A 26,727-nucleotide genomic window follows, 5' to 3' on the forward strand; every position below is an offset into this window, starting at 1 on the left:
TTTTCTCATACCAATATGGTGTTTCACGAGGCGAAACCAAAGGCTTTGAGGCCATCAAGAATGAACTGAACCGACAGTGCGGCCAGCAGCATACCCAGCAGCCGCGTCAGCACGTTCAGCCCGGTTTTACCGAGAATACGGGCGATCATGCCGCCGGCCAGAAAGAACACAAATACAACCAACATGACGGCAAGCATAACAGCGCAGGCCGCTGCGATCCCAGGGACGCCCGGGTTTTGTCCGGCCAAAAGAATGATTGTTGCGATCGATCCAGGGCCCGCGATCAGGGGTATGGCCAGAGGGAACACCGAAGGGTCAGAATGATCTTCTTCCTCGGCGCGGTCCTCGCGGCGTTTGGTACGGCGGTCGAACAGCATGTCCAGCGCAGTCAGAAACAAAAGCGCGCCACCTGCAACGCGGAAGGCTTCCATCGAGATGCCGACGAATCCAAGAACCGCTTCACCAAAAGCGGCAAAGGCGATCAGGATGAAAACCGCGGTCAGGCAGCTGCGAATGGCAATCTTACGGCGTGTGGCCGCATCCATGTCCTGCGTCAAGGCAACGAAAATTGGCGTGGTTCCGAAAGGGTCGATCACCACAAACATCGTGGTGAAAGCCGTTATGAAAAAGGCCATGTCGATCATGCTGCGCTCTCTGCCTGTTCCAACCGTTCTGCGGCGGCGACCCATAGGGCTTCAGCCTTTTGCATGGCTTCGACCACCTCGGCGAATTTGCGGTTCCAGGTTTCCAGATCGTTGATCCGGTCATCTTCATAAAGCGCCGGATCGGCCAGCTTGGCAGAAAGCTTGTCGTGCATATTGGTCAGTTTCTCGACCCGGTCTTCGCATTTGCGCAGATCCGCACGCAGGGCCAATACGGTCTCGCGTGACGCACGTTTGGGTTTGGGCGCCTGTAGTTTATCTTTGACCGGTTTCTCGCGGGCCAGCAAAAGAGCGCGATAGGCCTCAAGATCGCCATCGAATGGCTTCACGGTGCCATCCGAGACCAGCCATAGCCAATCAGCGACAAGCGACAGTAGGTGCATGTCGTGGCTGACCAAGATGACCGCGCCGGAATAGGCAGTCAGCGCCTCGACCAGCGCTTCGCGGCTTTCGATGTCCAGATGGTTCGTCGGCTCGTCTAGGATCAGCATATGCGGCGCGTCGATGGTGGCGATCAGTAGCGACAAGCGCGCCTTTTGTCCGCCCGACAGGCGACCGACCAGCGTTTCTGCCTGATCCGCGTTCAATCCGAACCCCGCCAGACGCGAACGCCACTTGCCGGGCGCCTCATTGGGGCATAGGCGGCGCAGGTGATCCAATGGTGTTTCGTCAACATGCAGCTCATCCACCTGATGCTGCGCGAAATAGCCGATGCGCAGCTTGGAGCTTCGGGTCATTTTACCTGCCATCAGGGGTAGGCGGTCAGATAGCAGTTTTGAAAGGGTTGACTTGCCCTGACCATTCTTGCCCAGCAGAGCGATGCGATCATCCTGATCAATACGCAGGTTCAGTCGTCGCAGAACCTCGGTATCACCATAACCGGTCACGCCTCCTTCAAGCTGAATGATCGGTGGCGACAGCTCTTCTGGCTCGGGGAATGAAAAGGCGCGCAAAGCCGCCTCTTGTGGAGTTGAAACCAGTTGGATGCGCTCGATCATCTTCAAACGAGACTGGGCCTGTACGGCCTTTGACGCCTTATAGCGGAAACGATCCACGAAACTTTGCAGATGTGCGATGCGGGCCTTGGCCTTGGCGTTTTCCGACTCTGCTTGTGCCAGACGTTCAGCGCGACGTTCGGCAAACTTGTCGTAGGGAACCGCGTAATATGTCAGCTTGCGATCTTCGAGATGCAGAATTGATCCGACGGCGCGGTTCAACAACCCCCGGTCGTGGCTGATGATGATGACGGTGTGAGGGTATTTGGCCAGATAGCTTTCAAGCCACAACGCACCTTCTAGGTCCAGATAGTTGGTCGGTTCGTCCAACAGCAACAGGTCAGGCTGCGAAAACAGTACGGCCGCCAGCGCCACCCTCATGCGCCATCCGCCCGAGAAATCCGAACAGGGTTTCAGCTGATCCTCATCGTCAAAGCCCAGTCCTTTGAGGATCGAGGCTGCCCGAGCCTCAGCCGACCAAGCATCAATATCAGCCAGCCGTGTCTGGATTTCAGCAATGCGGTCCGGATCTATTGCGCTGTCTGCTTCGGCCATCAATGTGCTGCGTTCCACATCCGCGGCCAGAACCGTGTTGATCAGCGAGACATCCGAGGACGGCACTTCCTGCGCCACGCCCCCGATCCGCGCGCGTTTTGGCAGGGATATATTGCCTGATTCAAGCGACAGCTCGCCCCGGATCAACCGAAAGAGCGTCGTCTTTCCGGTACCATTGCGCCCGACAAGGCCGACCTTGTGGCCATCGGGAATGGTCGCACTGGCCCCGTCGAACAGAGGACGGCCTTCAACGGCGTAGGTGATGTTCTCGATCCGTAGCATGAGCCGCTCTTACCAGAGCATCCAAACCGCCGCCAGAGGTCGCCATGTTCAATTCAGAAGCGATGTGTTAGCGCTGTTCCGGTTCGTCCTCCAATTGGTTTCGCTATGCGTGCGGCTCAATCTCCTCCGACCCTGATAACGCTGATCTTTGCAACGGCGCTCTCGGTTCTGACACTGAACATGTTCCTGCCGTCGCTGGCGCATATGAGCGAAGATTTCGGCGTGGATTATGGCCTGATGAACGTGGCCGTCGCAGGGTACCTATTTGTCTCGGCGGTCTTGCAGTTGATCGTCGGGCCGCTGTCGGATCGCTACGGGCGAAGACCTGTCTTGTTGATCGCGATGGTCATATTTGTCGCCGCTTCAATTGGATGCGTCTTAGCCGAGTCAATCTGGGTTTTCCTTTCGTTTCGGATGATTCAGGCGGCGGTGGTGGCCGGGCCGGTGCTGTCGAGTGCTTCGATCCGCGACCGATATCCACCAAACGAGGCCGCCAGCAAGCTGGGCTATGTCGCAATGGCCATGGCACTGGCACCGATGCTTGGGCCAATGCTAGGTGGCGCGCTGGATATGCTTTTTGGTTGGCGGGCCGGGTTCGTGCTGTATTCGCTGCTTGGGGCAGGGGTGCTGTTGCTGCTTTGGGCTGACATGGGTGAAACCAACACCAACCGCTCGTCGACTTTCGCGGCGCAGATGCGGGAATACCCGCATTTGTTCCGCGCGCGTAGGTTCTGGGGTTACGCCTTATGCGCCGCGTTCTCCATCGGCGGTTTTTTTAGTTTTATCACCGGCGCGCCTCTGGTCGCCGCAGCCTGGTTCGACCTGAGCCCAGCAATGCTGGGTCTGGGCATCGGTATCATCACGGGCGGGTTTATGGTCGGCAACTTTGTTACCGGGCGCATCGCAAAGCGTACCCAGCTGACGACAATGATCTTGTTCGGTCGGGTCGTGGCCTCGGTTGGTCCATTTTGCGGGCTGCTGCTGTTCATCGGCAATATGGGCTCGGTCTGGGTGTTTTTTGGATCCGCCATCTGCGTTGGTTTCGGAAATGGTTTGACCAATGCAAATGCCTCGGCCGGGGTGATGTCGGTGCGCCCGAAATTGGCCGGCAGCGCGGCTGGATTATCAGGCGCATTGATCGTGGCGCTGGGGGCGGTCTTGACCATGATGACCGGGACGTTCGTAAGCCCCGAAAACGGGCCTTATCTGGTGCTGAGCATGATGTGCGGCAGCAGCTTTGCGGGTCTTTTGGCAGTGCTCTATGTCCGCCGGTTGGATCGTACCGACCCGCTGCCTGAGGCGATCTGAGCGATAAACGATCATAACGCTTTTCATGAGGCAAATACCATGTTAGGCGGCGCGCGATGGATTTCGGCGCGGGTATCGCGCCATTAAGTCAAGGAGAGGCCAATATGGCACTGGAACGCACATTCTCGATCATCAAACCCGATGCAACCCGCCGCAACCTGACTGGCAAGATCAATGCCAAGTTCGAAGAAGCTGGCCTGCGCATCGTTGCGCAAAAGCGCATCCACATGACCAAAGCTCAAGCAGGCAAGTTCTATGACGTGCACGCCGAGCGTCCGTTCTATGACGAACTGTGCGAATTCATGTCGTCGGCCCCTGTTGTTGTTCAGGTTCTCGAAGGCGAAGGTGCCATTGCAAAGAACCGCGAAGTCATGGGCGCAACCAACCCTGCAGACGCAGCACCTGGCACCATCCGCGCCGAGTTCGCTGAATCGGTCGGTGAAAACTCGGTCCACGGTTCGGACGCACCGGAAACTGCCGCGGTTGAGATCGCCTACTTCTTCTCGGGCATCGAACTGGTCGGCTAATCGGTCGTCAGATCACAGCTTTAGGCCGTACCCCATATCGGGTGCGGCCTTTCTTATGAGGGCAGGGCTCAAGAGTGTTTGTCCGCATTGCTATTGTTGACAGGAGCGAAACGCCGTCATGAGCACAAACAAACGCATTGTTCTTTCCAGTGATCACGCTGCAATCGACCTCAGGCAGGCTATCTCTGCTTACGTTGAAGCCCAAGGTTGGGAGGCCGTAGATATCGGCCCGACCACATCGGAAAGCACTCATTATCCCGAACACGGAGCCGCCGCCGCACGCCTGGTGGCTTCGGGTGACTGTCGCTTTGGTATCATCTTGTGTGGCACCGGGCAGGGAATCATGATGGCGGCGAACAAAATCAACGGCGTCAGATGTGGCGTTTGCAGTGATGTCTTTTCGGCCCAGATGATCCGTCAGCACAATGACGCAAACATGCTCTCGCTGGGGGCGCGGATTATCGATGAAAAGCAAGCACTGGAAATCACGGCTGCTTTCCTGACATCCGAATTCGAAGGTGGTCGCCACGCAACGCGGGTCGATATGATCGGGGCGCTCGAAGCCTAGTCTGCCGCCAAATCCTTGGCTGAAATTCGCACGCCCAAAGCATCAAGATCGGCAATCATCTGATGCTTTGGCGCTATGCTGACTCCGGCTTTGATCGCATCGAACCGTTCGCGCAAGGCTTTCTTTTCCTCGCCCTTGCAGTCGTTCCAAGGGCGGCCTTGCAAGCCCATGACCAGCACATAATAGCCGATGAAATGAGGGCGCGTTCCGGCCTGTAACAGGCGCGCATATGTCTCGTCTGCTCCCAACGCTCGCAACTCCTGAGCTGTCATAATGCCCGCACGCGCGCAGGCTTGCTCGAACGCCGGGCCAAGATTGCGGATGGAGGATATCGGATCAGACATGCCTTGTCTTATCCCGCCCGATACGGCCTGTCACCCGCTCAAGGTTGTTTGCAGCTTCCCTTTCCGCTACCCAAGCGTTGGAGGGGCCAAGAATGAACGATCTAAGCCTAGAGAATGCCGCGCAAAATCTGGACCTTATGAACCCGCCCGAGGGGTTTGTCGACGACCCGTTCCCCCTTTACGATGCTCTGCTTGAGCATGCGCCAATATTGCGGCAGCCGGACGGTTCCATGTTGTTGTCGCGCCATGCGGATCTGGATGCCATTTATCGCAACACGACGCTTTATTCTTCGGATAAGGAGGCTGCGTTCGGCCCTAAATTCGGTGTTGGCTCGCCGTTATTCGAACATCATACAACTTCACTGGTGTTCTCCGATCCACCGCTGCACACGCGGGTGCGCAAGATCATGACCTCAGCCCTGACGCCCCGGGCAATCGCGCGGATGGAGCCGGGTCTGATCGAAACCGTTGATACGCTGCTGGATGATATGGCGGGCAGGGGACGGGTTGATCTGATTGCGGATTTTGCCTCGACCATTCCAATCCAAATCATCGGCAATCTGCTGGATGTACCGATGGATGAACGCGCGCCTCTGCGCGATTGGTCTCTGGCTATCCTTGGTGCTTTGGAACCCGCATTGACGGAAGCTCAGCTGGAAAAGGGTCACACTGCTGTTCGCGACTTCAAAACTTACCTTCGGGATCTCGTCGCCCGTCGTCGCGCAAAACCGGGAGATCCGGAAACAGATGTTCTGACACGTCTGATCCGTGGCGAAGGCGCGGATGAGATGCTGAGCGAGATTGAGCTTCTGCAAAACTGCATCTTCATACTGAACGCGGGCCACGAAACGACCACCAATCTGATCGGCAATGGGCTGGCGCTGCTTCATGACTATCCAGAACAACGCCAAAGACTGTTGGAAGATGGCGAATTGATTGCTCCGGCGGTTGAAGAGGTCTTGCGCTTTCGGTCGCCCAACCAATTTGGCAACCGGGAAACTACGTCGGACGTTGAAATACGAGGACATCAGATCGCCAAAGGAACGAACCTGCATCTATGTATCGGGGCAGCGAATCGTGATCCCGAGGTGTTCACCGACCCGACCCGGTTTGACATCACACGCAAGCCGAACAGGCACCTAGCTTTCGCAGGCGGGCCGCATGTCTGCGTTGGCCTGACTTTGGCGCGTCTTGAAGGTCGTGTTGCATTGGGCCGGTTATTGAATCGTTTTCCCGATTACCAGATTCAAGGAAAACGGGTGCAGGGTGGTCGCATTCGCTTTCACGGATACGCTTCCTTGCCTGCAGTTATGTAATTTGATCAACGCTCTAGTAGATGTTCTTCATGAAATTAAGAATTGCGTGACAACTTCAGAGTTGTCTCAAGCCCTGGCTTCCGGTTACGCGCAAGAAATGTGCCGCCGTGCATATGCGAAATTGCCGCCACAAGCGCCAGTCCAAGACCGGCATTGCGCCCGGTCCTTGCAGGATCAAGCGTGACAAACGGCATCTGCAATCGAGGCAGATCGCTTTCTGGTACGCCAGGGCCCCGGTCGCGAACGCTGAGTAAAGCATAGTCGCCGTCGTCTTGAATTTCGATGGTGATCGCTGTGCCGGGCGGGGCGTAGCGCATGGCGTTTTCAAGAAGGTTCGACAGTGCTTGAGACAGCAGAGGGCGATGGCCTTGGATTGGGTCCGCGTTTCCAACGACCTCAAGTCGGATGATCTGATCAGACGCGACAGGTTCGTATAACTCAACCACGTCACCGACCAGTTGCAAAAGCTTTACCGGTTCAAATTGTTCGCGGCCCAGACCGGCCTCGGCGCGCGAAATCTCGGTCAGTTGGCTGAGAACGCGCAGCAGGTGATCAATCTCGCCGGTCGCGCGCGCCATGTCGATCTCGCGATCTTGATCGCTTTTGCCGGGCTCAGCCAGGGATTCGACCCGTTGCCGCAGTCGCGACAGGGGAGAGCGCAGGTCATGAGCAATAGAATTGGACGTTGTGCGCAGGTTGCTGATCAACTCTTCAATACGATCCAGCATGTTGTTCAATGTGGCCGCGACCTGATCGAATTCATCGCCCGTGCCTCGTAGAGGCATGCGCAGAGCTAAATCTCCGGAAACGATATTGTCGGCTGTATTGGCGATGTCTTTCAGTCGTGAAAACACCAGCCGGGTCAGCAGCCAGCCGGTCAACAAACTCAGCGCCAATGCCGTGGCAAGTGCCAGCGCGACAGACCGGAACAGAACCCGGTCGAATTGCTGTCTGGCCAATGAATCACGCCCGACAAGCAGCCTCTCACCACCCGGCAGCCGGACTGAAGCGGCAGAGATCGGGACATATTGATCCGTATCTTCTTTGCGAAGCTGAAGATCGACCCAGCCGCTGCCCGGAGTTATCCCTTCCGGCCAATGCGTCAGGTTGCCCGCCAGTTTCGTGCCTTGCCGACCTGTCAGCAGGTACAAGGCATCCCGCTCAGCCGCAGTCGGCAAGCGGCGGTCGATGGCCGAGATCAACCCGATCATGCCACGTCGTTCATATTCATCTGCCAGGCCCGTAAGTTCGGCCTGAACGACCGAACGCGTCTCGCCTGAAATCGTGCGATTGGCCGTAAAATACACCATCGTCAGAACGGTCGCCGTCAGCAAAGTGCTAAGCACCATGCTGGCCAGAACCAACCGAGTACGAGAGTTTTTCAGCGACAGGCGCAGGTTATCCATCCGAAACCATGTATCCGGCGCCTCGGACTGTTTCAATCACCGGGTCAGCTCCGTCTTCGTCAAGCTGGCGGCGCAGTTTCGAAATATGGACGTCGACCACGTTGGTGTTCGGGTCAAAGTGGTAATCCCACACACCTTCAAGCAACATCGTGCGCGAGACGACGCGGTTTTTTCGGCGCAGAAAGAACTCCAGAATTTGAAATTCGCGCGGGGTCAGGGTGATTTCACGACCGTTGCGTGTGACCTTGCGGGTCAACAGATCCATTTCGAGATCGCGGCAGGCAAGGGTCGGCGTTTCTTCGGCTTCTTGCGGTCGACGCAACAGGGCTTCGATCCGGGCATGAAGTTCCTGGAATGAAAATGGTTTGACCAGATAATCGTCTGCGCCCGCGCGGAGGCCTTTGACTCGCTCGTCCACTGCACTCATGGCGGTTAACATCAGAACAGGTGTTTTCAACCCAGCCGCACGCATTGACTTAATCAGTGATAACCCGTCCAGCCCGGGAAGCATTCGGTCCAGTACGACCGCATCAAATCCGCCGTCAGTTGCGTGGTACAGGCCTTCGCGGCCATCTGATGCGACTTCGACAACATAGCCTTCTTCACCAAATCCCTTGGCAATGAAGTCCCGTGTGTCTTGGTCATCTTCAACGATCAACAAGCGTCTGCTCATGGTCAGGGCTCCTTCCCAATGGGATTTAAACACACATACTCTTTGAAAAAAACATGCCGGGTGCAAAGGTGCACCCGGCTGTTCCGGCGGCACGTGGACAATCCGTGCCTGCCAGAATAAGCGCTCCAGATTTCCCCATCATGTGGCGCGCTTAGGTGTAGGGTTAGGCGATTTCGACCGCGACGAAGATCTGGTTGCCACCGCGATTGATCAAAACCAGAGCTGGATCCGTCTTTTCGTTCTCCAGCGCTTCTTTCAAAGCGTCTGGCGTAACTGTATCCAGATTGCCCAGTCGAACGATCACATCACCACGCTGCAATCCGGCCTTGGCCGCAGGGCTTTCGGGCTCCAGATCGGTGACAACAACACCATCGACGTTCTCGGCCACGCCAATCTCGGCGCGGGCGGTTTCGGTCAGCGGTGCCACGGTTACGCCCAGCGACGTACCTTCGAACTTGTCTTCAACCACGCTATCGGTAGCCGCCGAGGCTGACTGATGCTGACCGATTGTCAGTTCGATCTGTTCTTCTTTGCCATTTCGAAGAACAGTCAGCGTGCTATCAGTACCTACCTTGGTCGTGCCAACCAGGATAGGAAGATCGCTACTGGAATCAACGGCTTCGTCATTGAAGGTCAGGATCACGTCACCTTGCTGCAGTACGCCATCGGCCGGGCTGTCGGGTACAACATCCGATACCAGCGCACCTGTTGCCGTATCGATACCCATCGCAGCAGCCAGTTCGGGGCTGACATTCTGGATCGACACTCCCAACCAACCGCGGCTGACCTCGCCGTCATCGCGCAGATCAGCCGTGATGTGATCTACAATATTCGAAGTCACCGCAAAGCCGAGTCCGACTGAGCCGCCGCTGGGCGAATAGATCGCCGAGTTCACACCGATCACCTCACCATCCATGTTGAATAGCGGACCACCCGAGTTGCCTTTGTTGATAGCAGCGTCGGTCTGGATGAATTCGGCGTAGGGGCCTTCCGAAATATTGCGCCCCTTCGCGGAAACAATACCGGTCGTAACGGTTGCATTCAGGCCAAACGGGTTGCCGATGGCGACGACGTCTTCGCCCACGCGAATGACATCGCTGTCACCCATTTGAACGGCTTGCAGGTCTTCTCCTGCGTCGATTTTAAGCACTGCGATGTCCGTAAGCGGATCTGTACCAACGATTTCAGCTTCGAATGTGCGGTTATCGCTCAGACGTACGGTCACTTCGCTGGCGTTGTCGACAACGTGGTGGTTGGTGACGATGTATCCCGCCTTATCAAGTACAAAGCCTGATCCCAAACCCTGGCTGGGGCCTCGCTGCGGCATGTCAAATCCTTCAGGACCGCCGAACCGTTTAAAGAACTCGCCAAAGGGATGGTTTTCGAGGTCGAACTCCTGACCTTGTGTGGGGCGTGGTTTGGCATCTTGCTTGGCGGTGATCGTGACCACCGAAGGCGAGACGGTTTCGACCAGATCGGCCAGAGCCTCGTCTGCCATTGCGGGCAGGGCGGTGGTGGCCATCATGGCCGCGCCCAGTGCGGTAGCTCCCATCCAGCTGGATGTGCGTGGAATAAGCAGTGAGGATTTACGGATGCTCATTTTGACTCCTGTCTATTTCGGCGGTTGATCCCGCGCATTGAGACAGGAGATGCACTGGCAACCTTGGGATATCCTGAGAGAAATATTAAGAAACCTTAATTTCGCCACGTTTCGCCGCTTTAATGACTCCGTTCAACGTGCTCGGGTAGCAAGAATCAGCTTGGGTGCCATGTGGCGAATCGGTGGATTGTTGCCGATAAAGTCAATAATTTCGAAAAAGCATTGAATTGATTCATTTTTGTTAACAAAGAAACGACGCTTTTGCGGTCTCAAAAATACTTCTCCTAAAAGTTGCGTGAGATGGAGTGTTCAAATTTCGAACACGCCCGTCGATGCCTTTGAAATAGGTAAGTTAGCCGTATTCTAAGTGCGCAACTGATGGAAACTTCTGGAAAAAGTATAAGTCGATGCAACCATTGGTGGAATCCAGAGTGTTGCATTGTTGCTCAAAAGCCAGTGCGCCTGCGCTGAAATTTACCATTTCATCCAATTTTACATTGTTTGAACGCATCGGATCAGCGACATTGGAGTTGCCCAAGTGAGGGGGGCCTTAGGCACTAGGGGGTGTCAAAGGCGCATCTCAGTCTCCATAGCGCTGAGCGGCATGTTAACGAGGGGGTCTTGTTTAGGTTCAGCAGCACAACGTCGGGAAGCCTGATTGGCGATCTGACCGCGCTTTAGAGATTGGTGAAAGTGGTAGTCCTGTTTTTGGGCATGCGACCCGGTCATTATTGACCGGGTCGCGTTTATTTGAGGGGCTGCTTTTGCGGTCGGCCCGCATTCCAACGGGTCCAATCGGCGGGTGTATCCAAATCAAGCAGCGCATTCTGGGCGGGCAGGCGATGCAGATGAACCTTGCCCTTGTAGCGTTGCACGACAATCTGCGCGCCGCTGTCACCGTTCAGTTCCGAAAGCTCTGAAAATAGAGAACGATCAAAGACGACAGGATGGCCGGGAGCGCCTTCGTCAGTAGCCCCACGCCATATCAGATTGTCAGGGTGGGTTTTGACTGATCGGAGAACGCTGTTCAGGTCTTGGGTTGTGAGGTCCGGAAGGTCCGATAACAGGATCATGACCGCAGGTGCATTTGTTGGAACGGAGGCCATTGCACCTCTCAAACTGGCATTCATGCCTTCTTGCGCATTTGGGATTTCGACCAGTTGAACATCGAGGCCCTCCAGCACCGTATATCGGGGATGTGGGGCCGTGGGCAGGGCGATGATAACGTGACCTGCGGCAAGCGCCCGCTGAGCCACTCGGCGCAGAAGCGGCACGCCTTCAATCGGTTGCATTAACTTATCAGCACCACCCATGCGGCTGGATTGCCCGGCAGCGAGCAGGATGATGGGAATCTGGGTCATTTCGCAAGCATGCCGTCGGTGGATTAATAAGTCATCCCCGCATTCTTGCGCCATCGGGATCGAAAAGTGGGGTCGTGATGACACGCGCTTTGCGCATCTGACCTAGAATTTCAATTTCAACCGCACGTCCCTCGGTGGCCTGTTCAGTCGGGAGGAACCCCATGGCAATCGACTTGCCCGCAAAGTGCGAATACCCACCAGATGTACAGAAGCCGACAACAACGCCGTCTAACCAGATCGGTTCGTACGCGTTTACATCTGCATCTGCCGCGTCGACCTCAAAAGCCACCAAGCGGCGATCAGCGCCAGATGCGCGCTCGGCCTCGGCCGCTGCTCGGCCTATGAAATCGCTGCTCTTGGAGAATGAGATAAACCGATCCAACCCGGTTTCTGCCGCTGTATAGTCGGGTGAAAATTCTCGCATCCACGAGCCAAAGAACTTGTCCAGACGCAGACTCATCATTGCGCGCATGCCAAATGGGGTCATGTCATGAGCTTGACCCGCTTGCCACAAACTCCACCAGAGTTGCCGTTGGGCCATTGGGTCGCAATAAATCTCATAACCCAGATCGCCGGTATAGCTGACACGCTGAACGATGCAGTCCGTCATGCCAATTGTCATCTCGCGCACGTCGAGGAACCTGAGCGAGTTGACTGCTTCTCGGGTGCAGGCCGACAAAACCTCGGTGGCCTTGGGGCCTGCGATCTGAAACCCATTCAACCGGTCGCTGATGTTCTCGATGCCCACGCCATGGTCCTGGTTTTGCAGGAACCAGCGCATATGAAATGCCTGACTGCCGTATGAGGCGGTCAGGTGAAAAAGGTCGTCGCCCAAGCAGGAGACGGTGAAATCCCCGATCAGCTTACCTTTATGCGACAACATTGGCGTCAGTGAAACGCGGCCTGGTTTGGGTATGCGGCCCGCCATGATGCGATCCAGCCATGCACGAGAACCGGCACCGGTAATACGGTATTTTCCGAAATTGTGGACTTCGTTGATCCCAACACCTCCACGCACGGCACGAACTTCGCGGCCGGTGGCCTCAAAGGCGTTGGAACGGCGGAACGAGGGTGTCTCGAAATCCGGTTCATCGCCTTGGGCAAAGTAGTTTGGTACTTCCAGCCCGTATTGCTGCCCCCAAACGGCGCCGAGATCGCTGAAGATGTCGTACATTGGCGTGGTTCGGTTGGGACGTGCCGCTGGCAGTTCTTCGTTCGGATAAGCGACGCTGAACCTTTTTTGATAATTCTCGATCACCTTGGGACGCGTATAACCCGGGCTGATCCAATCGCCAAACCGCGCCACATCCATAGCATACACATCGCGTTCGGGTTCGCCTTCGATCATCCATTGGGCGAGGGTCAGACCGACACCACCGCCTTGGCTGAAACCAGCCATGACGCCGCAGGCTGACCAGTAGTTCCGCACGCCGGGCACCGGGCCGACCAGAGGGTTTCCATCCGGGGCAAAGGTGAACGGCCCGTGAATGACTGATTTGACACCCGCCTCGGCCAGCACGGGGAAGCGTTTGTAGGCGAATTCGATGCTGTCGGTGATCTTGTCGAAGTCATCGGGCAGCAGTTCGTGGCCAAATTCCCAAGGTGTGCCGTCAACCGCCCAAGGTTTGCAAGGCTGTTCGTAGAAGCCGATGCACAGCCCGCGCCCTTCCTGCCGCAGATAGCTTTCTCCGGCGGGGTCCATCACATGCGGATGCTCGCCACCCGCATCGATGATGGCCTCGATCTCGGGTATGTTGTCGGTGACAAGATATTGGTGCTCCATCGGATGCAGCGGGAAATAAATGCCTGCCATTGCGCCGACCTCGCGCGCCCACAAGCCGCCCGCATTGACGATATGCTCGGCGTGAATTGTACCCTTGTCGGTCACCACGTCCCAAGTTCCGTCCGCGCGCTGGTTGGTCTCGTGCACCATGCAATGGGTTTCGATCGTAGCCCCGCCCATACGTGCGGCTTTGGCGTATGCGTGTGTTGTACCGGACGGATCAAGATGCCCGTCCAGCGGATCATAAAGCGCACCAAGGATGCCATCGATATTGGTGATCGGAGCAATTTTCTTGATCTCCTCTGGCCCGACAATCTCGGTCTCAAGACCCATGAATCGGTGCTTGGCGCGTTCGGCGAGCAACATGTCGAACCGGTCTTGATTGTCGGCCAGCGTGACGCCGCCGACGTGGTGCAAGCCACACGACATGCCCGTGATCTCTTCCAGCTCTTTGTACAGCCGGATGGTATAGCCCTGCAGGGCGGCCATGTTTGTGTCACCGTTCAGGGTGTGAAACCCGCCCGCCGCATGCCAGGTCGAACCGCTGGTCAGCTCAGACCGTTCCAGCAGCATCACATCCGACCAACCGAGCTTGGTCAGGTGATAGAGGACCGAGCATCCGACAACGCCGCCTCCGATAACTGCGACACGGGTGGTGGTTTTCACGATGTTTCTCCCTCGGCTTTTGGCCGAGCCTGCCGAGGGCTCTGGCGTATTACTGTTCCGTTCGCGACACCGCGCGTCGTTTGCTGAATACGCGCGCTGTAGGGCTTAGAGAGGACGAACCTTGAGGGCGGTGATCCTGTTGCCTTCGCGGGCCGTGACCTCAAATCGGAAACCGTGGAACGAGAATACTTGGCCCACAATGGGGATCATCTGAGCCTCGTGGATCACCAACCCGGCCAGCGTGTTGGCTTCTTCATCCGGCAGCGACCAGTCTAGCGCGCGGTTTGCGTCGCGGATGGTCATCGCGCCTTCGACCAGATACTGGCCGTCGTCAGATCGGGTAACGGGGACATCTTCGTCGATGTCGAACTCGTCTGCGATCTCGCCCACGATCTCTTCCAGAATATCTTCCAGCGTGATCAGCCCGCGCAGCGATCCATATTCGTCAACAACAAGCGCGAAATGGCTGTGCATGCGAAGAAACTCACGCATTTGGTCGTCCAGAGTGGTGGTTTCGGGCACGAAATAAGGATCGTTGGCAACCTTCGCGATGTCGAAATTCTTAAGCCGCTCTGGATCACCATCCGCGCCGCCTACCTGCGCATACATTGCGCGGAACAAGTCTTTGGCGTGCACGACACCCACGATGTTTTCCTGTTCTTCACGGAACACAGGCAGGCGGGTGTGTGGGCTTTCCAGACACTGTTTCAGGATCGCCTCGGGTTCGTCATCCGCATCGATCATCTCAATATTCGAGCGGTGAAGCATGATCTCTTCCACCGCGCGGTCGCCAAGATCGAGCGCGCCCAGAATACGGTCGCGATCTTCTTTTTCGACCACACCTTCGGAATGGCCCAGTTGCAATGCGCCAGCGATTTCTTCACGGACCGCAAGGATGTTGCTATCGGGGTCGATCTGCACACCGAACAGGCGCAATACACCGCGCACCAGTAGCCGGACGGCAGCCACCACCGGAGAGAACACCGTTACGAAGACGCTGATAACGGGTGCCACCAAGGCGGCGGCTTTTTCGGCGTTGGTAATCGCGTAGGTCTTGGGCAGCACCTCGGCGAAGATCAGCACCAGAAGGGTCATCACGAGCGTCGCCAGCGCCACACCGCTTTCGCCGAACAGGCGGGTAAACAGGGCGGTTGCCAACGAAGCGGCAAGGATGTTGACAAGGTTGTTGCCGAGAAGGACCGAGCCGATCAGACGTTCGTTATCATCGGTGATTTCCAGCGCTTTTTTCGCCCCGCGCGAGCCTTTGTCAGCCTGCGCTCTCAGCTTGCCACGCGATGATGCGGTCAGCGCAGTTTCGGAGCCCGAGAAAAAGCCCGATAGGACAAGGAGAAGAAGAATGGATCCTGTCGTGATCCAGAATGCGCCATCAAGCAGAGAAGGAGTGGGTTCCATTGGTCCTAGGTTGTTCGTGTTGCTGCATTCGTTATGGGGGTGCGGGCCCGGCCAATCAAGGGGTTAGCCCTGATCTGTGGTGTCATCTTTGGCCAGCGGGTGGTGTTCCAACACCAGTTCCGACAGGCGTTCATCCAGAACATGCGTATAGATCTCGGTCGTCGCCACATCTGCATGGCCCAACAGCGTCTGGATCGAGCGCAGATCCGCGCCATTGGCCAGCAGGTGCGTCGCAAACGCATGACGCAGCGTGTGAGGTGTGACTTTTTCAGGCGAAACACCGCCTTCGATCGCCAGTTCCTTGACCAGCAGAAAGAAGCGATGCCGCGTCAGGTGCCCGGATTTCCCGCGCGACGGGAACAGGAAACGCGACGCTTGTCCTCCCTTGGAAACGGCTTTTTCCTCGGCCGCATCGCGGGCTTGCAGCCAGTCTGCCAACGCCTCGCGGGCAGGGGGGGACAGCGGAACCATCCGCTCTTTCCCGCCTTTGCCGAGGACCAGCAGCATGCGGGGATCACCTCTGGCCGAACTGACCGGCAGCGATACCAGTTCTGTCACCCGCATCCCCGTCGCATAGAGCAGTTCCATCAGGCACGTGTTGCGAATTTTGTCTGCGTCGGAACGACCCGTGCGCCGCGCTGCTGCAAGCAGGCGGTCAACTTCGGGCACGTCCAGTGTCTTAGGCAATCGCTTGGGGCGCCCTGGTCCCTTGATCTGGATGGCCGGGTTGCTTTCGCGCCAGCCTTCTTCGAAAGCAAATCGATACAATTGTTTGATCGCCGACAACCGCCGTGCCCTTGTCGAGCGCGACAGGCCCTGCGCATCGCAATCGATCAGGTAACCTTCGATCCGATCGCGATCCGCTTCGGAAAAGCCCGATTTCCGACGCGTCAACCAATCAGAGAAATCTTTCAGATCCCGGCCATAGGCGAGCAGGGTGTTGGTGGCGGCGCCAAGCTCAGCAGCTTGCGCTTCGAGGAAGGTGGAAATCCACAGCTCCTGAGACGCGGGCGCTGTCATGCTCAAGCCCCGTTCAAGATCATCAACTGCAACGCGGCCCGACGTGCGGTGTCTTCAAGACCCACGCGGCGGAACGCAGCGATTGCAGCGGTCAGGTCGACCAGATTGCCGCGCGCGCCATGGGCGAACAATTGCATCGTTTCCAGAATGGCTTCGCCCAATTGATCGTTGCTCAGAAGCCCGTCGATATCCGAAGGGATGGGCGCGGACCAAGCAAAGCCCTGCGAAATGGCATCCGCCAGAGGGGTTGGTGACGGTGCGCGCTGCGGATCGCCCTGCGCCAGGGCGGCCAGAAACATATTCGCATCGGAACCTTCAGGCACATCTTGTGCCGCGTCTTCATAAAGCTCGGACAACAGCAGAATACGCCACCGCAGATTCTCGGCGGCCGAACCAGATAGTTTCATTGCTGCCAGACGCGGGGCAAAAAGTTCGGCAAACGGAACCTCAAGCCCGACTGACTTCATCTGGGCCCAAACCTCAATTAAAGTCTTGGAAACCGCATCGGGATTTCCGGTTCCCAATGCGGTTTCGAACCGTTGAATGGCTGCCACGCGATCCCACACGGCGCCCGAAGCAGCCGGCGAACGTTCGGTATACAGGCCAAGCAACTGATTGGGTGTCAGCGCCCCAATCCGCGTCAATCGTTCAGCAGCTTCGACCTGGGCTTTCCAGCCCGCCACATCGCGCAGATCGGCATTGGCGAACGCCCGTGGCAGCGAAGCCGTGGGCAAACGTTCACCAATGGCTTCGAACAGACGGAACGTAAGCGGATTCGGGTCGTCGGGCTGAGGAAGATACTCAGCCCCTTCGAACAATTCCGGGCTGAGAAAGCGATCGAGCAACGCAAGCTGGTCTTCGGGCAGCACCTGCAGCGCATGAGCGGCTTCGAGTGTCAGCGCAGCTGACGCCCAATCTCCACGACGGGCCTTGCAGAATATTTGCGCTGCGTAATCCCGAGACAAATTCGGCTGCGCGATCAGCGCCGTACAACTCCGGTCTTCGTCACCCGTCAGCAACGTCGCATCGAACCAGCGTTTGAAACGAGCTTGCGTATCGGTCGGACCGGCCAGCTGAACCAGAGATTGTACCGGATCGGATGCGCCCAATTGCATAAGGCGGTCCAGTCGCGCCATCAGCAATTTGTCTTCTGCCTGTCCTCCGCTCGGGGGACGTGCCTCGGAAAGGAGCAGGGTGAACAGCAGCCGTTGCATAGCGGGGTTGGACTTGACCCGCACCTGCGCGATCAGTTCCGCCAAGCGATCTGCATCGCTGTTCTGCCACAAGTTGACCGGCAGACCCGTGACGGAAGAGGCCACCAAACCCAGCGGTGGCGACAGCGCCTCAAGCGGGGTGACCTGAATATCCGGCTGCAACCCTGTCTGGGTCACAGGCGGTTCCATCAGCACTGTGCCCGGCAGATTTTCTGGGGGGTCGGTCAGCCAGTCAATGATCGACAAGGGCTCCGTCGATTGTGCCTGCGCAGTTCCGGCCAGAAAAAACGCCAGAAGAGTGGTTCTAGTCGGCATTCAAGATGACCGGTTCGCGGACTTCACTTTGAGGAGCGGAAAAGTCCGCACCAAAAAACGGCCCGACATAGGCATACCCAACCAGCCCGATGAAACACAGGCAGATGAGGTAAATCAGGAACTTGATCAAACGGCCCATGGGTGAACGCTGCCTCAATTTTTGCTTTTGCCCAAGTTATAACTAGCATTTTTCTTAAGATCACGTCATTCACGACGAAATGAGCGAAATTAAGCATAACACGGTGCGTTCCGACACAGCGGCGCAATTTCAACTGCACAAAACCGTCGTTTTGGTCGGAATGATGGGGGCTGGAAAGACTGCGGTGGGCCGGGCTCTGGCGGCTCGGCTCGGCGTTCCCTTTCTCGATAGCGATTCCGAGATCGAATCGGCGGCCAACATGACCATCCCCGAGATCTTTGCCCGCGATGGCGAGGCGTTCTTTCGCAGCAAGGAAAGCCAGATCATCGGGCGGCTTCTGGATGAGGAAAAAGGCATCCTGTCGACCGGAGGCGGCGCGTTTCTAGCAGAAGGCAATCGAAATATGATCTCAGACCGCGGTGCATCTGTGTGGTTGCGGGCCGATCTGAACGTGTTGTGGAATCGCGTCAAACATAAAGACACGCGCCCGTTGCTGCGTACGGCAGACCCGTATGCAACGTTGCGCGGTTTGTACGAGGCGCGCGTGCCGATCTATGAACAGGCCGATCTGGTGGCTGACTCAGATGGCGAAACCGCAATCGAAGATATGGTGGATCGGGTGATTGCCGCATTGGTGACGCGCCCTGATATTTTGGAACGAATTTAATGCATCAAACCGTACATGTTGATTTGGCCGAGCGTTCTTATGATGTAGAGATCGGCCCCGGCCTTTTGGCGCAATCTGGGGAACGGATTGCTCCACTGATAAAGCGTAAGCGTGTCGCGGTTCTGACCGATGAGACTGTCGAGGGCCTGCATCTGGATGCACTGCGTGAAGGCCTGGCCTCAGCCGGGATCGAGATGAATGCTCTGGCACTGCCAGCGGGTGAGGCCACCAAAAGCTGGCCGCATTTTGAGCGCGCGGTAGAATGGTTGCTGGCGGAGAAGGTCGAACGGAACGACATCGTCGTTGCGCTAGGAGGGGGTGTGATCGGCGATCTGGCGGGATTTGCTGCAGCAGTGATGCGGCGCGGGGTACGCTTTGTTCAGATACCGACTTCGCTGCTGGCACAGGTCGACAGCTCGGTTGGCGGCAAGACTGGGATAAATGCGCCACAGGGCAAGAACCTGATTGGAGCGTTTCACCAGCCGTCACTGGTGTTGGCCGACACGGACGTGCTGGGTACGTTACAGACGCGGGACTTTCTCGCTGGATATGGCGAAGTCGTCAAATATGGACTGCTGGGCGATGCCCAGTTCTTTGAGTGGCTTGAAGATAACGGGCCTCTGTTAGCATCCGGCGACATGGCTGCGCGCGTGCAGGCCGTCACACGCTCGGTTCAGATGAAGGCCGATATCGTCGCGCGCGACGAGACCGAGCAGGGCGACCGGGCGCTGCTCAATCTGGGTCATACTTTCTGCCACGCGCTTGAGGCTGCAACCGATTATTCTGATCGATTGCTGCACGGTGAAGGTGTCGCCATCGGCTGTGCGCTGGCGTTTGAAACTTCTTCTCGCTTGGGGCTTTGCCCGCAAGAAGATCCAAGCCGTGTCAGGGCGCATTTGCGCGCCATGGGCATGAAGACTGATCTGGCCGATATTCCGGGTGAATTGCCGGATGCAGAAACGCTGGTCGATCTGATGGCGCAGGACAAAAAGGTCATGGATGGCCAGTTGCGTTTCATTATGGCACGAGGCATCGGACAGGCCTTCGTCACTTCAGAAGTGCCGCGCGAGACAGTGGTCTCGGTGCTTGATGATGCGCTGGCCGCCTGCTGAGATTCAGCGCCCCTGGATTACCATCAGCTCGCCGATGTTTTCGCGGGTGATATAGCCAACCATGTGTCCCGATTTGGTACAAACAGCAATTGCGGGTGCACCTTTATGCAGGCCATTCAGAACTTGATCCAAACCGCTGGTGAGCGCGACTTGTGGTATGTCCTTATCCATAATCGACGCTGCAGGCTCGGATCGGGGATGGTCGCTTGCTAACGCTGCGAACAGTCGGTCACGGGTGACAAAACCCAAAAGGCTGCCATCCTCGGCCAAGACCGGAAACTCGTGCTGGGTCGTATGAATGACCGCTTGAGCCGCCGTCGCCAACGTATCATCGGGCGACAACGCCTTGAACTCGGTGATCATCGCATCCCGGGCCTTCACACGCCGCGCAACCGAACGTAGCGCAACGTCTTGGTTTTCGGAATTCGCGGCAATGAAGACAAAGACGGCGATCAGAACCAGTATCGGGTTGCCAGAGGTCAGCCCCAGAAAACCAAGCCCGACCGCTACGATCTGACCGCCAAGGGCGGCGATCCGCGTGGCCTTGGCACGTTCCATCTTCATACATAGCAAGGCGCGGAATACACGCCCGCCGTCCATCGGAAATGCCGGGATCATGTTGAAGGCCGCCAGCAGCAGATTCACATAGGCCAGACGGCTCAATAGGTTCGTGCCTGCCGAGTCGATCTGGGCCAGCGATCCAAGTTGTATCCCCGCGCCTAAAACCACAAGGATGGCCCAGATGACGACGTTTACGGCCGGGCCTGCTAAGGCGACCCAAACCTCCTGCATCGGTTTTTCTGGCATCCGCTCAAGACGTGCCAGTCCACCGATTGGCAGCAAAGTGATATCAGGGGTGCGAATCCCGTATCGCCTTGCCATGAGCGCGTGACCGAATTCATGCGCCACGACACAGGCAAACAAAGCCAGAACGAACAGGATGTTGTTGAGCGCAGCGGGCCAACCGCCGCTGGAATACGCTGCAAAACCAACCCAGGCGAGCAGCAGGAAGAAGGTGACATGGACCCTCAGTTCCGAGCCGAGCAATCGGCCAAGTGAGAAGGACCATGCCATGTTGTTTCTCCGTTTGGTTTAGAACGGAATCTCGTCGTCATCGATGCCGCCGGATGCAGGGGCAGGGGCGCTGGACTGGCCGCCATAGGGATCACCATAGCCTCCTCCGGCCTGACCACCGCCATAGCCACCACCGCCGCCACCGCCTTCACCGCGGGCATCCAGCATAGTCAGCTCGCTGCGGTAAGGGCGCAGGACAACCTCAGTCGAATAGCGATCCTGCCCCGACTGATCCTGCCACTTGCGGGTCTCTAACTGGCCCTCGACATAGACTTTGCTGCCTTTACGCAAATACTGCTCGGCAACGCGAACCAGAGGTTCCGAGAAGATGGCGACTGTGTGCCATTGGGTTCGATCCCGACGCTCACCAGTGTTGCGGTCTTTCCATGTCTCTGACGTTGCGATGCGCAGGTTGCACACCTTACCACCGTTCTGGAACGACCGCACCTCGGGGTCGGCACCGAGATTGCCGATCAGAATGACCTTGTTGACTGAACCCGCCATATATTCCCTCGTTTTACTCTGACTGGATGGCGCCCGAATCTGGCGCTGTATTCTGGTGCTGACCCTATACGGGCTACGACTTGGTTGAAACATGATTGATCGTGCAACGCTGAGCAGGAAAACATTAGGACTGTCTTAACCAAGCTTTTATTTCCGGCTGATTTAACTATAATCTGATTGGTTGTTGAGGGTGCAGGATTGGCATTAATGCGTTTTCTGGTCGGCGGTATCTCGGTATTGGGTCTTTGTCTGACGTCGTTTGCGACGCAGGCAGAAACGCTGTCCACCAAGAATCGTAAGGCGATATTCCTCAAGCAATCCAAGGTTTTGGATAATCGGGCCGCTACGCAATATCGCGGCTCTGAACGGCTTAAACCCAAGACCGAGCGTGGGAAATTCGTCAAGCGTTACACTGGTAACTATCGGGGCCAGTATCTCGATCATGCCAGAAAAGCAGCGCGGCAACATAATGTGCCGGAAGAACTTTTCCTGCGACTTGTTCAACAAGAAAGCGGGTGGAACCCGAATGCCAAATCCCACAAAGGGGCCTTGGGTCTTGCGCAACTGATGCCTCAGACAGCGCGGCTGCTGGGCGTCAATCCGCACGATCCGATCCAGAATCTGGAGGGTGGTGCGCGTTATCTTTCCTGGCAATACCGCAAGTTCAAGTCCTGGCGCCTTGCACTGGCAGCTTACAATGCAGGGCCCAAAGCAGTTGAAAAGCACGGCGGAATTCCACCCTACAAGGAAACCCAGAACTACGTAAAAGTGATCTGGGGGGGCTAGCTGCGCCGCAGCGTGTCTGTTTCTTGATCTACCGCCAAACGCTGTCCTAGTCTGATTGGATAACCTTTCGGACTTGTGCGAATTGCGATGATCCAAGATCGACCCAACATACCACCCGAAACAATGGCGAACTGGCAGCGTTTGGTCGACCTTGTTTCGCAGCTGGCCGATGTGCCCGCCACTTTGATCATGAAGACCGAAGCGCCGGATCATGCGGTTCTGATCACATCGGATCATCCAGAAAACCCATACCCGGTCGGCATGAATTTTCGACTGAACCCCAAGCTCTATTGTCAGGGCGTTCTGGAACGCGACGGCGAATTTGTTGTCGAGGACGCAACATGTGATCCGGCCTGGAGCGACAATGAGGACATGGAGCATGGCATGTCCTTCTATATCGGTTTTCCGCTGAAGTGGCCGGATGGTTCGGTTTTCGGAACAATCTGCGTCTTGGACCGTCACCGCAATCGCCGGGCCTTGTTGTTTCGTGAAGGTTTGGCACAGTTTGCGCGCATGGTTGAATCGGATTTGGCTTTGATCCAAGAGGTTTACCTGCGCCGAGCGCTGGAAGTGAAGTTGAATGAAACTCTGGCGCAACTGGAGCACCGCGTCGCGGCGAGGACGCGGGAGCTGCAGGAAACAAACACGGCGCTACGGGTGCTGTTGACCAGTTTGGACGACGATCGGAAAGACCGGGATCAGGATATCGTAGATCAGGTTCGCACGATGGTGTTGCCTTATCTGGACAAGTTGCGCGGGCTATTGACTGAAGGCGACGCCTCGCAAGTTTATCTGGAACTGGCCGAGCGTAATCTGCAAGAGATTACTTCAATGATTTCCGACAAGCTTTCGGATGCGTTTTCGGTCATGACGCCGACCGAGATCGAAATTGCTCAGCTGGTCATGTCGGGCAAAACCACGAAAGATATCGCCCGGGCGATGTCGCGCGAAACTTCTACAATTGATTTTCATCGTAACAATATTCGTCGAAAACTTGGCCTCGAAGGCCGTGATCAGAACTTGCGAAGCCATCTTTTGTCGATTTCGTGATTTCTGAATATGGGGATTTCCCCCATATTCCCCCCCGATTTTTCTGATCTGAGCAACCTGTGCCACGCGCGCTAGGCTGGTCGCAAGGGTGCGGACCAAGCCGGGCCTTTTCAACTCGGGAGGATAAAAAATGGATCGCAAAGATCTGAAACCCACAATTCTAAACGGAGAACGCGACACATTGGCAACTGGTCTGTCGCGTCGATCGTTCTTTATGGCTGCCGGGGCCGCCGGTGTCGGTGCAGGGGCCTCACTGCTGGGTAGCAAACCGGCCGAGGCGCAATCGCAGGCTTGGCTGCAGCCTGGCAACAATAACCATGTAATCGATCTACAGGGCTCGACTGGTCAGGCAAGTACGGGAGCGGTTGGAATCGATTATTACGGTCACTGCGCGATCAAAATTACCTCCCCAAACGGAGCGACCGTATTGTTTGATCCTTGGCGCGATGATCCCTCCGGCGCATGGGGCCTGTGGTTCCGCAACGAGTTCCCGCAGATCCCAGTTGATATCACCATGTCCACTCATGCTCATTTTGACCATGACGCTATCGAGCGGCCAAGTTCCACAATGGTTTTAGACAGGATGGCGGGCAATTTTGAATTTGCTGATCTTAAGATCACAGGTTTTGCTGACAAACATGCCTGCGTTGCGCCGGGTTGGTACGAATGGACCAACGCCTTGGCCGAGTTTGGCGCGGAAGCTTGTCCGCCCAACAACGTCGGACATATGGACATGGTGATCTACCTTGTCGAAACCGGAGGCATTCGCACCTTGATCTGGGGCGACAACCGCCACAATCCGCCTCAGGAGTTCTGGGATGCTATAGGACAGGTAGACGTGCTGACTTTGCCCGTCGACGGATCGGAACACATCCTTAGCTTCGATCAGGGCAACGATATTGTCGCCAAGCTCAAGCCCAAGATCATCATCCCGACGCACTACCTCAATGAGGTTACGTCATACACGCTTACGACGCTGCAGGCCGCAGACGATTGGGTCAAAAGCCAGCAGAGTTACAAGATGCTCGACAGCGCCAGTCTAAAACTGGAAGCCGGAGATGTGGCGGGTATGAATCAGGAGTTCATGCACTTCGGCAACAACGTGATGACGGGCTGATTACGATCAGAAACTGCCACTCACCCACGACCTGCGTCGCCTGTCTCCCCACTAAACGTGACGCAAATTGAAAGGGCCAGTCTTTGACCGGCCCTTTTCTTTCGTTTGCGCGGATCTATTCGGCCGCAATTTTGATAACCGGCTCCATTTTGGCCAGAATGTCTTCGGCAAGGTGACATTTCACCTGATGACCATCCGCAAGTGTTTGCACCGGAGGCACATGGGATTCGCATCGCCCATCCGGCACTTCTGATTTCCAGCGACAGCGTGTTTGGAACGGGCAACCCGGCGGCGGGTTCATGGCCGAGGGGATATCGCCCTCAAGCACGATGTGCTGTTTTTCGATCGATGTGTCCGCGATTGGAACCGCACTTAGCAATGCCTCAGTGTAGGGATGATAGGGTGGGCTAAAGACCTGATCGGTGGTGCCCAGTTCAACCACATGCCCCAGATACATCACCATCACACGGTCACTGAGATAGCGCACGATTGAAAGGTCGTGACTGATGAACAGCAGCGTGGTTTTGTGCTCGCGCTGAATTTCCATCAACAGGTCTGTAACGGCAGCTTGTACGGATACGTCCAGCGCCGAAACCGGTTCATCCGCAACCACGATCCGTGCATCACCGGCAAATGCGCGGGCGATACCGACGCGCTGCTTCTGACCGCCTGATAGCTGGCGTGGCATCCTGTCCGCGAAGGCGCGGGGCAATTTCACGAGATCCAGCAGTTCCAGCATCCGCTTCTTGCGATCAGCCTCGGAGTCACCGACGCCAAAGATTTCCAGCGCCCGGATGATTTGACGGCCTACGGTCATCGACGGGTTCAGCGTGTCGAACGGGTTCTGAAACACCATCTGCACTTCGCCAACGGTCTTGGCGTCGCGTTCTTCGATGGGCACGTCCTCGATATTGCGGTTGTCCAGCAGGATCTGCCCGTCGGTGGCCGTTTCCAGCCCCATCAAGACCTTCGCAAAAGTGGATTTGCCGCAACCGGATTCGCCGACAATGGCAAGCGTCTCGGATTCATGCGCTTCAAAGCTTAGCGTCTCATTGGCCTTGACCACTTTGGTCTCACCACCGCCGAACAATGCATTCGCAGCCACCTCATAGTATTTCTTGAGGTTGTCCATTTTCAGAACAGTCCGGCCAATCTCGCCTTTCTCTTTCTGCTCACCAACGGTGATTGGCGCGTTCCAGTCGATTTCCTGGAATTTCAAGCATCGCGTATGGTGTCGGTCGTTGCCCGGTACCGCCTCCATCAGGATATCCTTAGCGTCACAGCGACCTTCTTCGAAATAGTCGCAGCGCGGACCAAAGTTACAGCCCGGAGGCCGCTCATGGGGCAGGGGAAAGTTACCCGGTATGGCCACCAGTGGGCGCGAGTTCTTGTCGGCGCCCGGCAGCGGGATCGAGCGGAACAGCGCCTGCGTATACGGGTGCTGCATTTCGTCGAATACATCCTTGATCGAGCCACGCTCGACGGCCTCACCTGAATACATCACGCACAGCCGGTCGCAGGTTTCCAGCACCAGACCCAGATTGTGCGAAATGAACAGCATCGAGGTGCCGTATTTCTTGCCCAGATCCTTGACCAACTCGACCACGGCGGCCTCGACCGTCACGTCCAGAGCGGTTGTTGGCTCATCCAAGATCAACAAGGCAGGTTTCGACATCAGCGCCATCGCAATCACGATCCGCTGCTGCTGACCGCCTGACAGCTGATGCGGGAACGAGTTCAGCATCCGCTCAGGGTCGGGCAGGCGTACATCGGTGACCACTTCCAACGCACGAGCATAGGCCTCTTCGGCACCAACGCCCTCATGAATCATTGGCACTTCCATCAGCTGTTTGCCGATCTTCATCGCCGGATTCAGCGAGGCCATCGGCTCCTGATAGATCATCGCGATTTCATTGCCACGTATGTCGCGCAGCTCTTCGGTGGTCATTTCACCCAGATCACGCCCTTTGAACTTGATCGAGCCACCGACGATGCGGCCATTCTTGCCCAAATCCTGCATGACACCCAGCGCCACGGTAGATTTCCCACAACCTGATTCACCCACCAAACCGACGGCTTCGCCGGGTTGCACACTGACCGAGAAATCCATCACAGCAGGGATCTCACGAAGGCGGGTAAAGAAGGAAATCGAAAGCTTGTCGATCTCCAGGATTGGCCCGTCATAATCCGCCAGTTTGTTCATCTTATTACTCCTCGCGAGAGTCCGGGGGTTCCCCTTCATCTGGCTAAAAATATCTCGGGGGTCCGGG

24 protein-coding genes are annotated in these 26,727 nt (G+C 56.7%); 9 read left to right on the plus strand and 15 right to left on the minus strand.

Annotated features, from left to right (window positions below):
- Nucleotides 1-23: 23 nt before the first annotated feature.
- On the minus strand, nt 24-644 hold the full coding sequence (locus ACR0MP_RS14405) for a MarC family protein (RefSeq protein WP_170393323.1): 621 nt from the start codon (nt 642-644) through the stop codon (nt 24-26).
- Nucleotides 641-2,494 (minus strand): ABC-F family ATP-binding cassette domain-containing protein, encoded by a 1,854-nt coding sequence (locus tag ACR0MP_RS14410; protein WP_480886020.1) that lies wholly within the window; start codon nt 2,492-2,494, stop codon nt 641-643. The genes ACR0MP_RS14405 and ACR0MP_RS14410 overlap by 4 nt, the downstream gene beginning before the upstream one ends.
- Before the next feature lie 105 nt (nt 2,495-2,599).
- Here ACR0MP_RS14410 and ACR0MP_RS14415 point away from each other — a divergent pair, with 105 nt between their 5' ends.
- The 3 genes from ACR0MP_RS14415 (at nt 2,600) to rpiB (ending at nt 4,897) form a co-directional block, all read left to right on the plus strand.
- Nucleotides 2,600-3,802, plus strand: a complete 1,203-nt coding sequence (locus ACR0MP_RS14415; protein WP_170405251.1) for a multidrug effflux MFS transporter — start codon at nt 2,600-2,602, stop codon at nt 3,800-3,802.
- 104 nt (nt 3,803-3,906) lie between these two features.
- Complete coding sequence (ndk, locus tag ACR0MP_RS14420; RefSeq protein WP_008757405.1) at nt 3,907-4,329, plus strand: nucleoside-diphosphate kinase; 423 nt, start codon at nt 3,907-3,909, stop codon at nt 4,327-4,329.
- 118 nt (nt 4,330-4,447) lie between these two features.
- A complete protein-coding gene (gene rpiB / locus ACR0MP_RS14425) occupies nt 4,448-4,897 on the plus strand; it encodes a ribose 5-phosphate isomerase B (protein WP_170610293.1) in 450 nt (149 codons plus the stop codon).
- Here rpiB and ACR0MP_RS14430 read toward each other — a convergent pair.
- On the minus strand, nt 4,894-5,241 hold the full coding sequence (locus ACR0MP_RS14430; RefSeq protein WP_170610295.1) for a TfoX/Sxy family protein: 348 nt from the start codon (nt 5,239-5,241) through the stop codon (nt 4,894-4,896). The genes rpiB and ACR0MP_RS14430 overlap by 4 nt on opposite strands.
- A gap of 92 nt (nt 5,242-5,333) precedes the next feature.
- On the opposite strand from ACR0MP_RS14430, the gene ACR0MP_RS14435 reads away from it, so the two are divergent.
- Entirely contained in the window at nt 5,334-6,557 is a 1,224-nt protein-coding gene (locus tag ACR0MP_RS14435) for a cytochrome P450 (protein WP_480886017.1), read from the plus strand.
- A 35-nt stretch (nt 6,558-6,592) separates the two neighbouring features.
- Here the strand turns inward: ACR0MP_RS14435 and ACR0MP_RS14440 are convergent, their stop codons facing one another.
- The 9 genes from ACR0MP_RS14440 to ACR0MP_RS14480 form a co-directional block, all read right to left on the minus strand.
- A complete protein-coding gene (locus ACR0MP_RS14440) occupies nt 6,593-7,999 on the minus strand; it encodes a sensor histidine kinase (protein ID WP_480893791.1) in 1,407 nt (468 codons plus the stop codon).
- Nucleotides 7,956-8,636 (minus strand): response regulator transcription factor, encoded by a 681-nt coding sequence (locus ACR0MP_RS14445; RefSeq protein ID WP_170393316.1) that lies wholly within the window; start codon nt 8,634-8,636, stop codon nt 7,956-7,958. The genes ACR0MP_RS14440 and ACR0MP_RS14445 overlap by 44 nt, the downstream gene beginning before the upstream one ends.
- A 163-nt stretch (nt 8,637-8,799) precedes the next feature.
- On the minus strand, nt 8,800-10,236 hold the full coding sequence (locus ACR0MP_RS14450) for a DegQ family serine endoprotease (RefSeq protein ID WP_170421237.1): 1,437 nt from the start codon (nt 10,234-10,236) through the stop codon (nt 8,800-8,802).
- A 746-nt stretch (nt 10,237-10,982) separates the two neighbouring features.
- The gene (locus ACR0MP_RS14455; protein WP_170735217.1) at nt 10,983-11,597 is read right to left on the minus strand and encodes a nucleotidyltransferase family protein; all 615 of its coding nucleotides are present in this window, start codon (nt 11,595-11,597) and stop codon (nt 10,983-10,985) included.
- A 31-nt stretch (nt 11,598-11,628) separates the two neighbouring features.
- The gene (locus tag ACR0MP_RS14460) at nt 11,629-14,046 is read right to left on the minus strand and encodes a GcvT family protein (protein ID WP_480886013.1); all 2,418 of its coding nucleotides are present in this window, start codon (nt 14,044-14,046) and stop codon (nt 11,629-11,631) included.
- 105 nt (nt 14,047-14,151) lie between these two features.
- The gene (locus ACR0MP_RS14465; protein WP_170405275.1) at nt 14,152-15,459 is read right to left on the minus strand and encodes an HlyC/CorC family transporter; all 1,308 of its coding nucleotides are present in this window, start codon (nt 15,457-15,459) and stop codon (nt 14,152-14,154) included.
- Nucleotides 15,460-15,522: 63 nt separating this feature from the next.
- Nucleotides 15,523-16,479, minus strand: coding sequence for a site-specific tyrosine recombinase XerD (locus ACR0MP_RS14470; RefSeq protein ID WP_480759970.1), 957 nt, complete (start codon nt 16,477-16,479; stop codon nt 15,523-15,525).
- A 2-nt stretch (nt 16,480-16,481) separates the two neighbouring features.
- Nucleotides 16,482-18,008 carry a hypothetical protein gene (locus tag ACR0MP_RS14475; protein WP_170635616.1) on the minus strand — a complete coding sequence of 509 codons (1,527 nt, stop codon included), beginning with the start codon at nt 18,006-18,008 and terminating at the stop codon, nt 16,482-16,484.
- Nucleotides 17,998-18,147: a hypothetical protein gene (locus ACR0MP_RS14480; protein WP_170393309.1), complete on the minus strand. Its 150-nt coding sequence runs from the start codon at nt 18,145-18,147 to the stop codon at nt 17,998-18,000. Before ACR0MP_RS14480 ends, ACR0MP_RS14475 begins: the two co-directional genes overlap by 11 nt.
- Nucleotides 18,148-18,226: 79 nt before the next feature.
- Here ACR0MP_RS14480 and ACR0MP_RS14485 point away from each other — a divergent pair, with 79 nt between their 5' ends.
- Together ACR0MP_RS14485 and aroB are read left to right on the plus strand one after the other, a co-directional pair.
- Entirely contained in the window at nt 18,227-18,814 is a 588-nt protein-coding gene (locus tag ACR0MP_RS14485; RefSeq protein ID WP_170405283.1) for a shikimate kinase, read from the plus strand.
- On the plus strand, nt 18,814-19,926 hold the full coding sequence (gene aroB / locus ACR0MP_RS14490) for a 3-dehydroquinate synthase (RefSeq protein WP_170405288.1): 1,113 nt from the start codon (nt 18,814-18,816) through the stop codon (nt 19,924-19,926). The genes ACR0MP_RS14485 and aroB overlap by 1 nt, the downstream gene beginning before the upstream one ends.
- Before the next feature lie 3 nt (nt 19,927-19,929).
- On the opposite strand, the gene ACR0MP_RS14495 is transcribed toward aroB, so the two are convergent.
- Nucleotides 19,930-21,000 (minus strand): site-2 protease family protein, encoded by a 1,071-nt coding sequence (locus tag ACR0MP_RS14495; protein ID WP_170393306.1) that lies wholly within the window; start codon nt 20,998-21,000, stop codon nt 19,930-19,932.
- Between the two features lie 18 nt (nt 21,001-21,018).
- On the minus strand, nt 21,019-21,504 hold the full coding sequence (gene ssb / locus ACR0MP_RS14500) for a single-stranded DNA-binding protein (RefSeq protein ID WP_170393305.1): 486 nt from the start codon (nt 21,502-21,504) through the stop codon (nt 21,019-21,021).
- 207 nt (nt 21,505-21,711) lie between these two features.
- Between ssb and ACR0MP_RS14505 the strand changes: the two genes are divergently transcribed.
- From ACR0MP_RS14505 to ACR0MP_RS14515, 3 genes are all read left to right on the plus strand, one after another.
- Entirely contained in the window at nt 21,712-22,290 is a 579-nt protein-coding gene (locus tag ACR0MP_RS14505) for a lytic transglycosylase domain-containing protein (protein ID WP_170405293.1), read from the plus strand.
- Nucleotides 22,291-22,377: 87 nt separating this feature from the next.
- Nucleotides 22,378-23,340, plus strand: a complete 963-nt coding sequence (locus ACR0MP_RS14510) for a LuxR C-terminal-related transcriptional regulator (RefSeq protein ID WP_170405297.1) — start codon at nt 22,378-22,380, stop codon at nt 23,338-23,340.
- A gap of 130 nt (nt 23,341-23,470) precedes the next feature.
- Nucleotides 23,471-24,457, plus strand: coding sequence for an MBL fold metallo-hydrolase (locus ACR0MP_RS14515; protein ID WP_170405300.1), 987 nt, complete (start codon nt 23,471-23,473; stop codon nt 24,455-24,457).
- A gap of 115 nt (nt 24,458-24,572) precedes the next feature.
- Here the strand turns inward: ACR0MP_RS14515 and ACR0MP_RS14520 are convergent, their stop codons facing one another.
- A complete protein-coding gene (locus tag ACR0MP_RS14520; RefSeq protein ID WP_170393301.1) occupies nt 24,573-26,660 on the minus strand; it encodes a dipeptide ABC transporter ATP-binding protein in 2,088 nt (695 codons plus the stop codon).
- Nucleotides 26,661-26,727: the final 67 nt, after the last annotated feature.

The sequence above is a fragment of the Ruegeria sp. K3 genome (genome assembly GCF_056531845.1).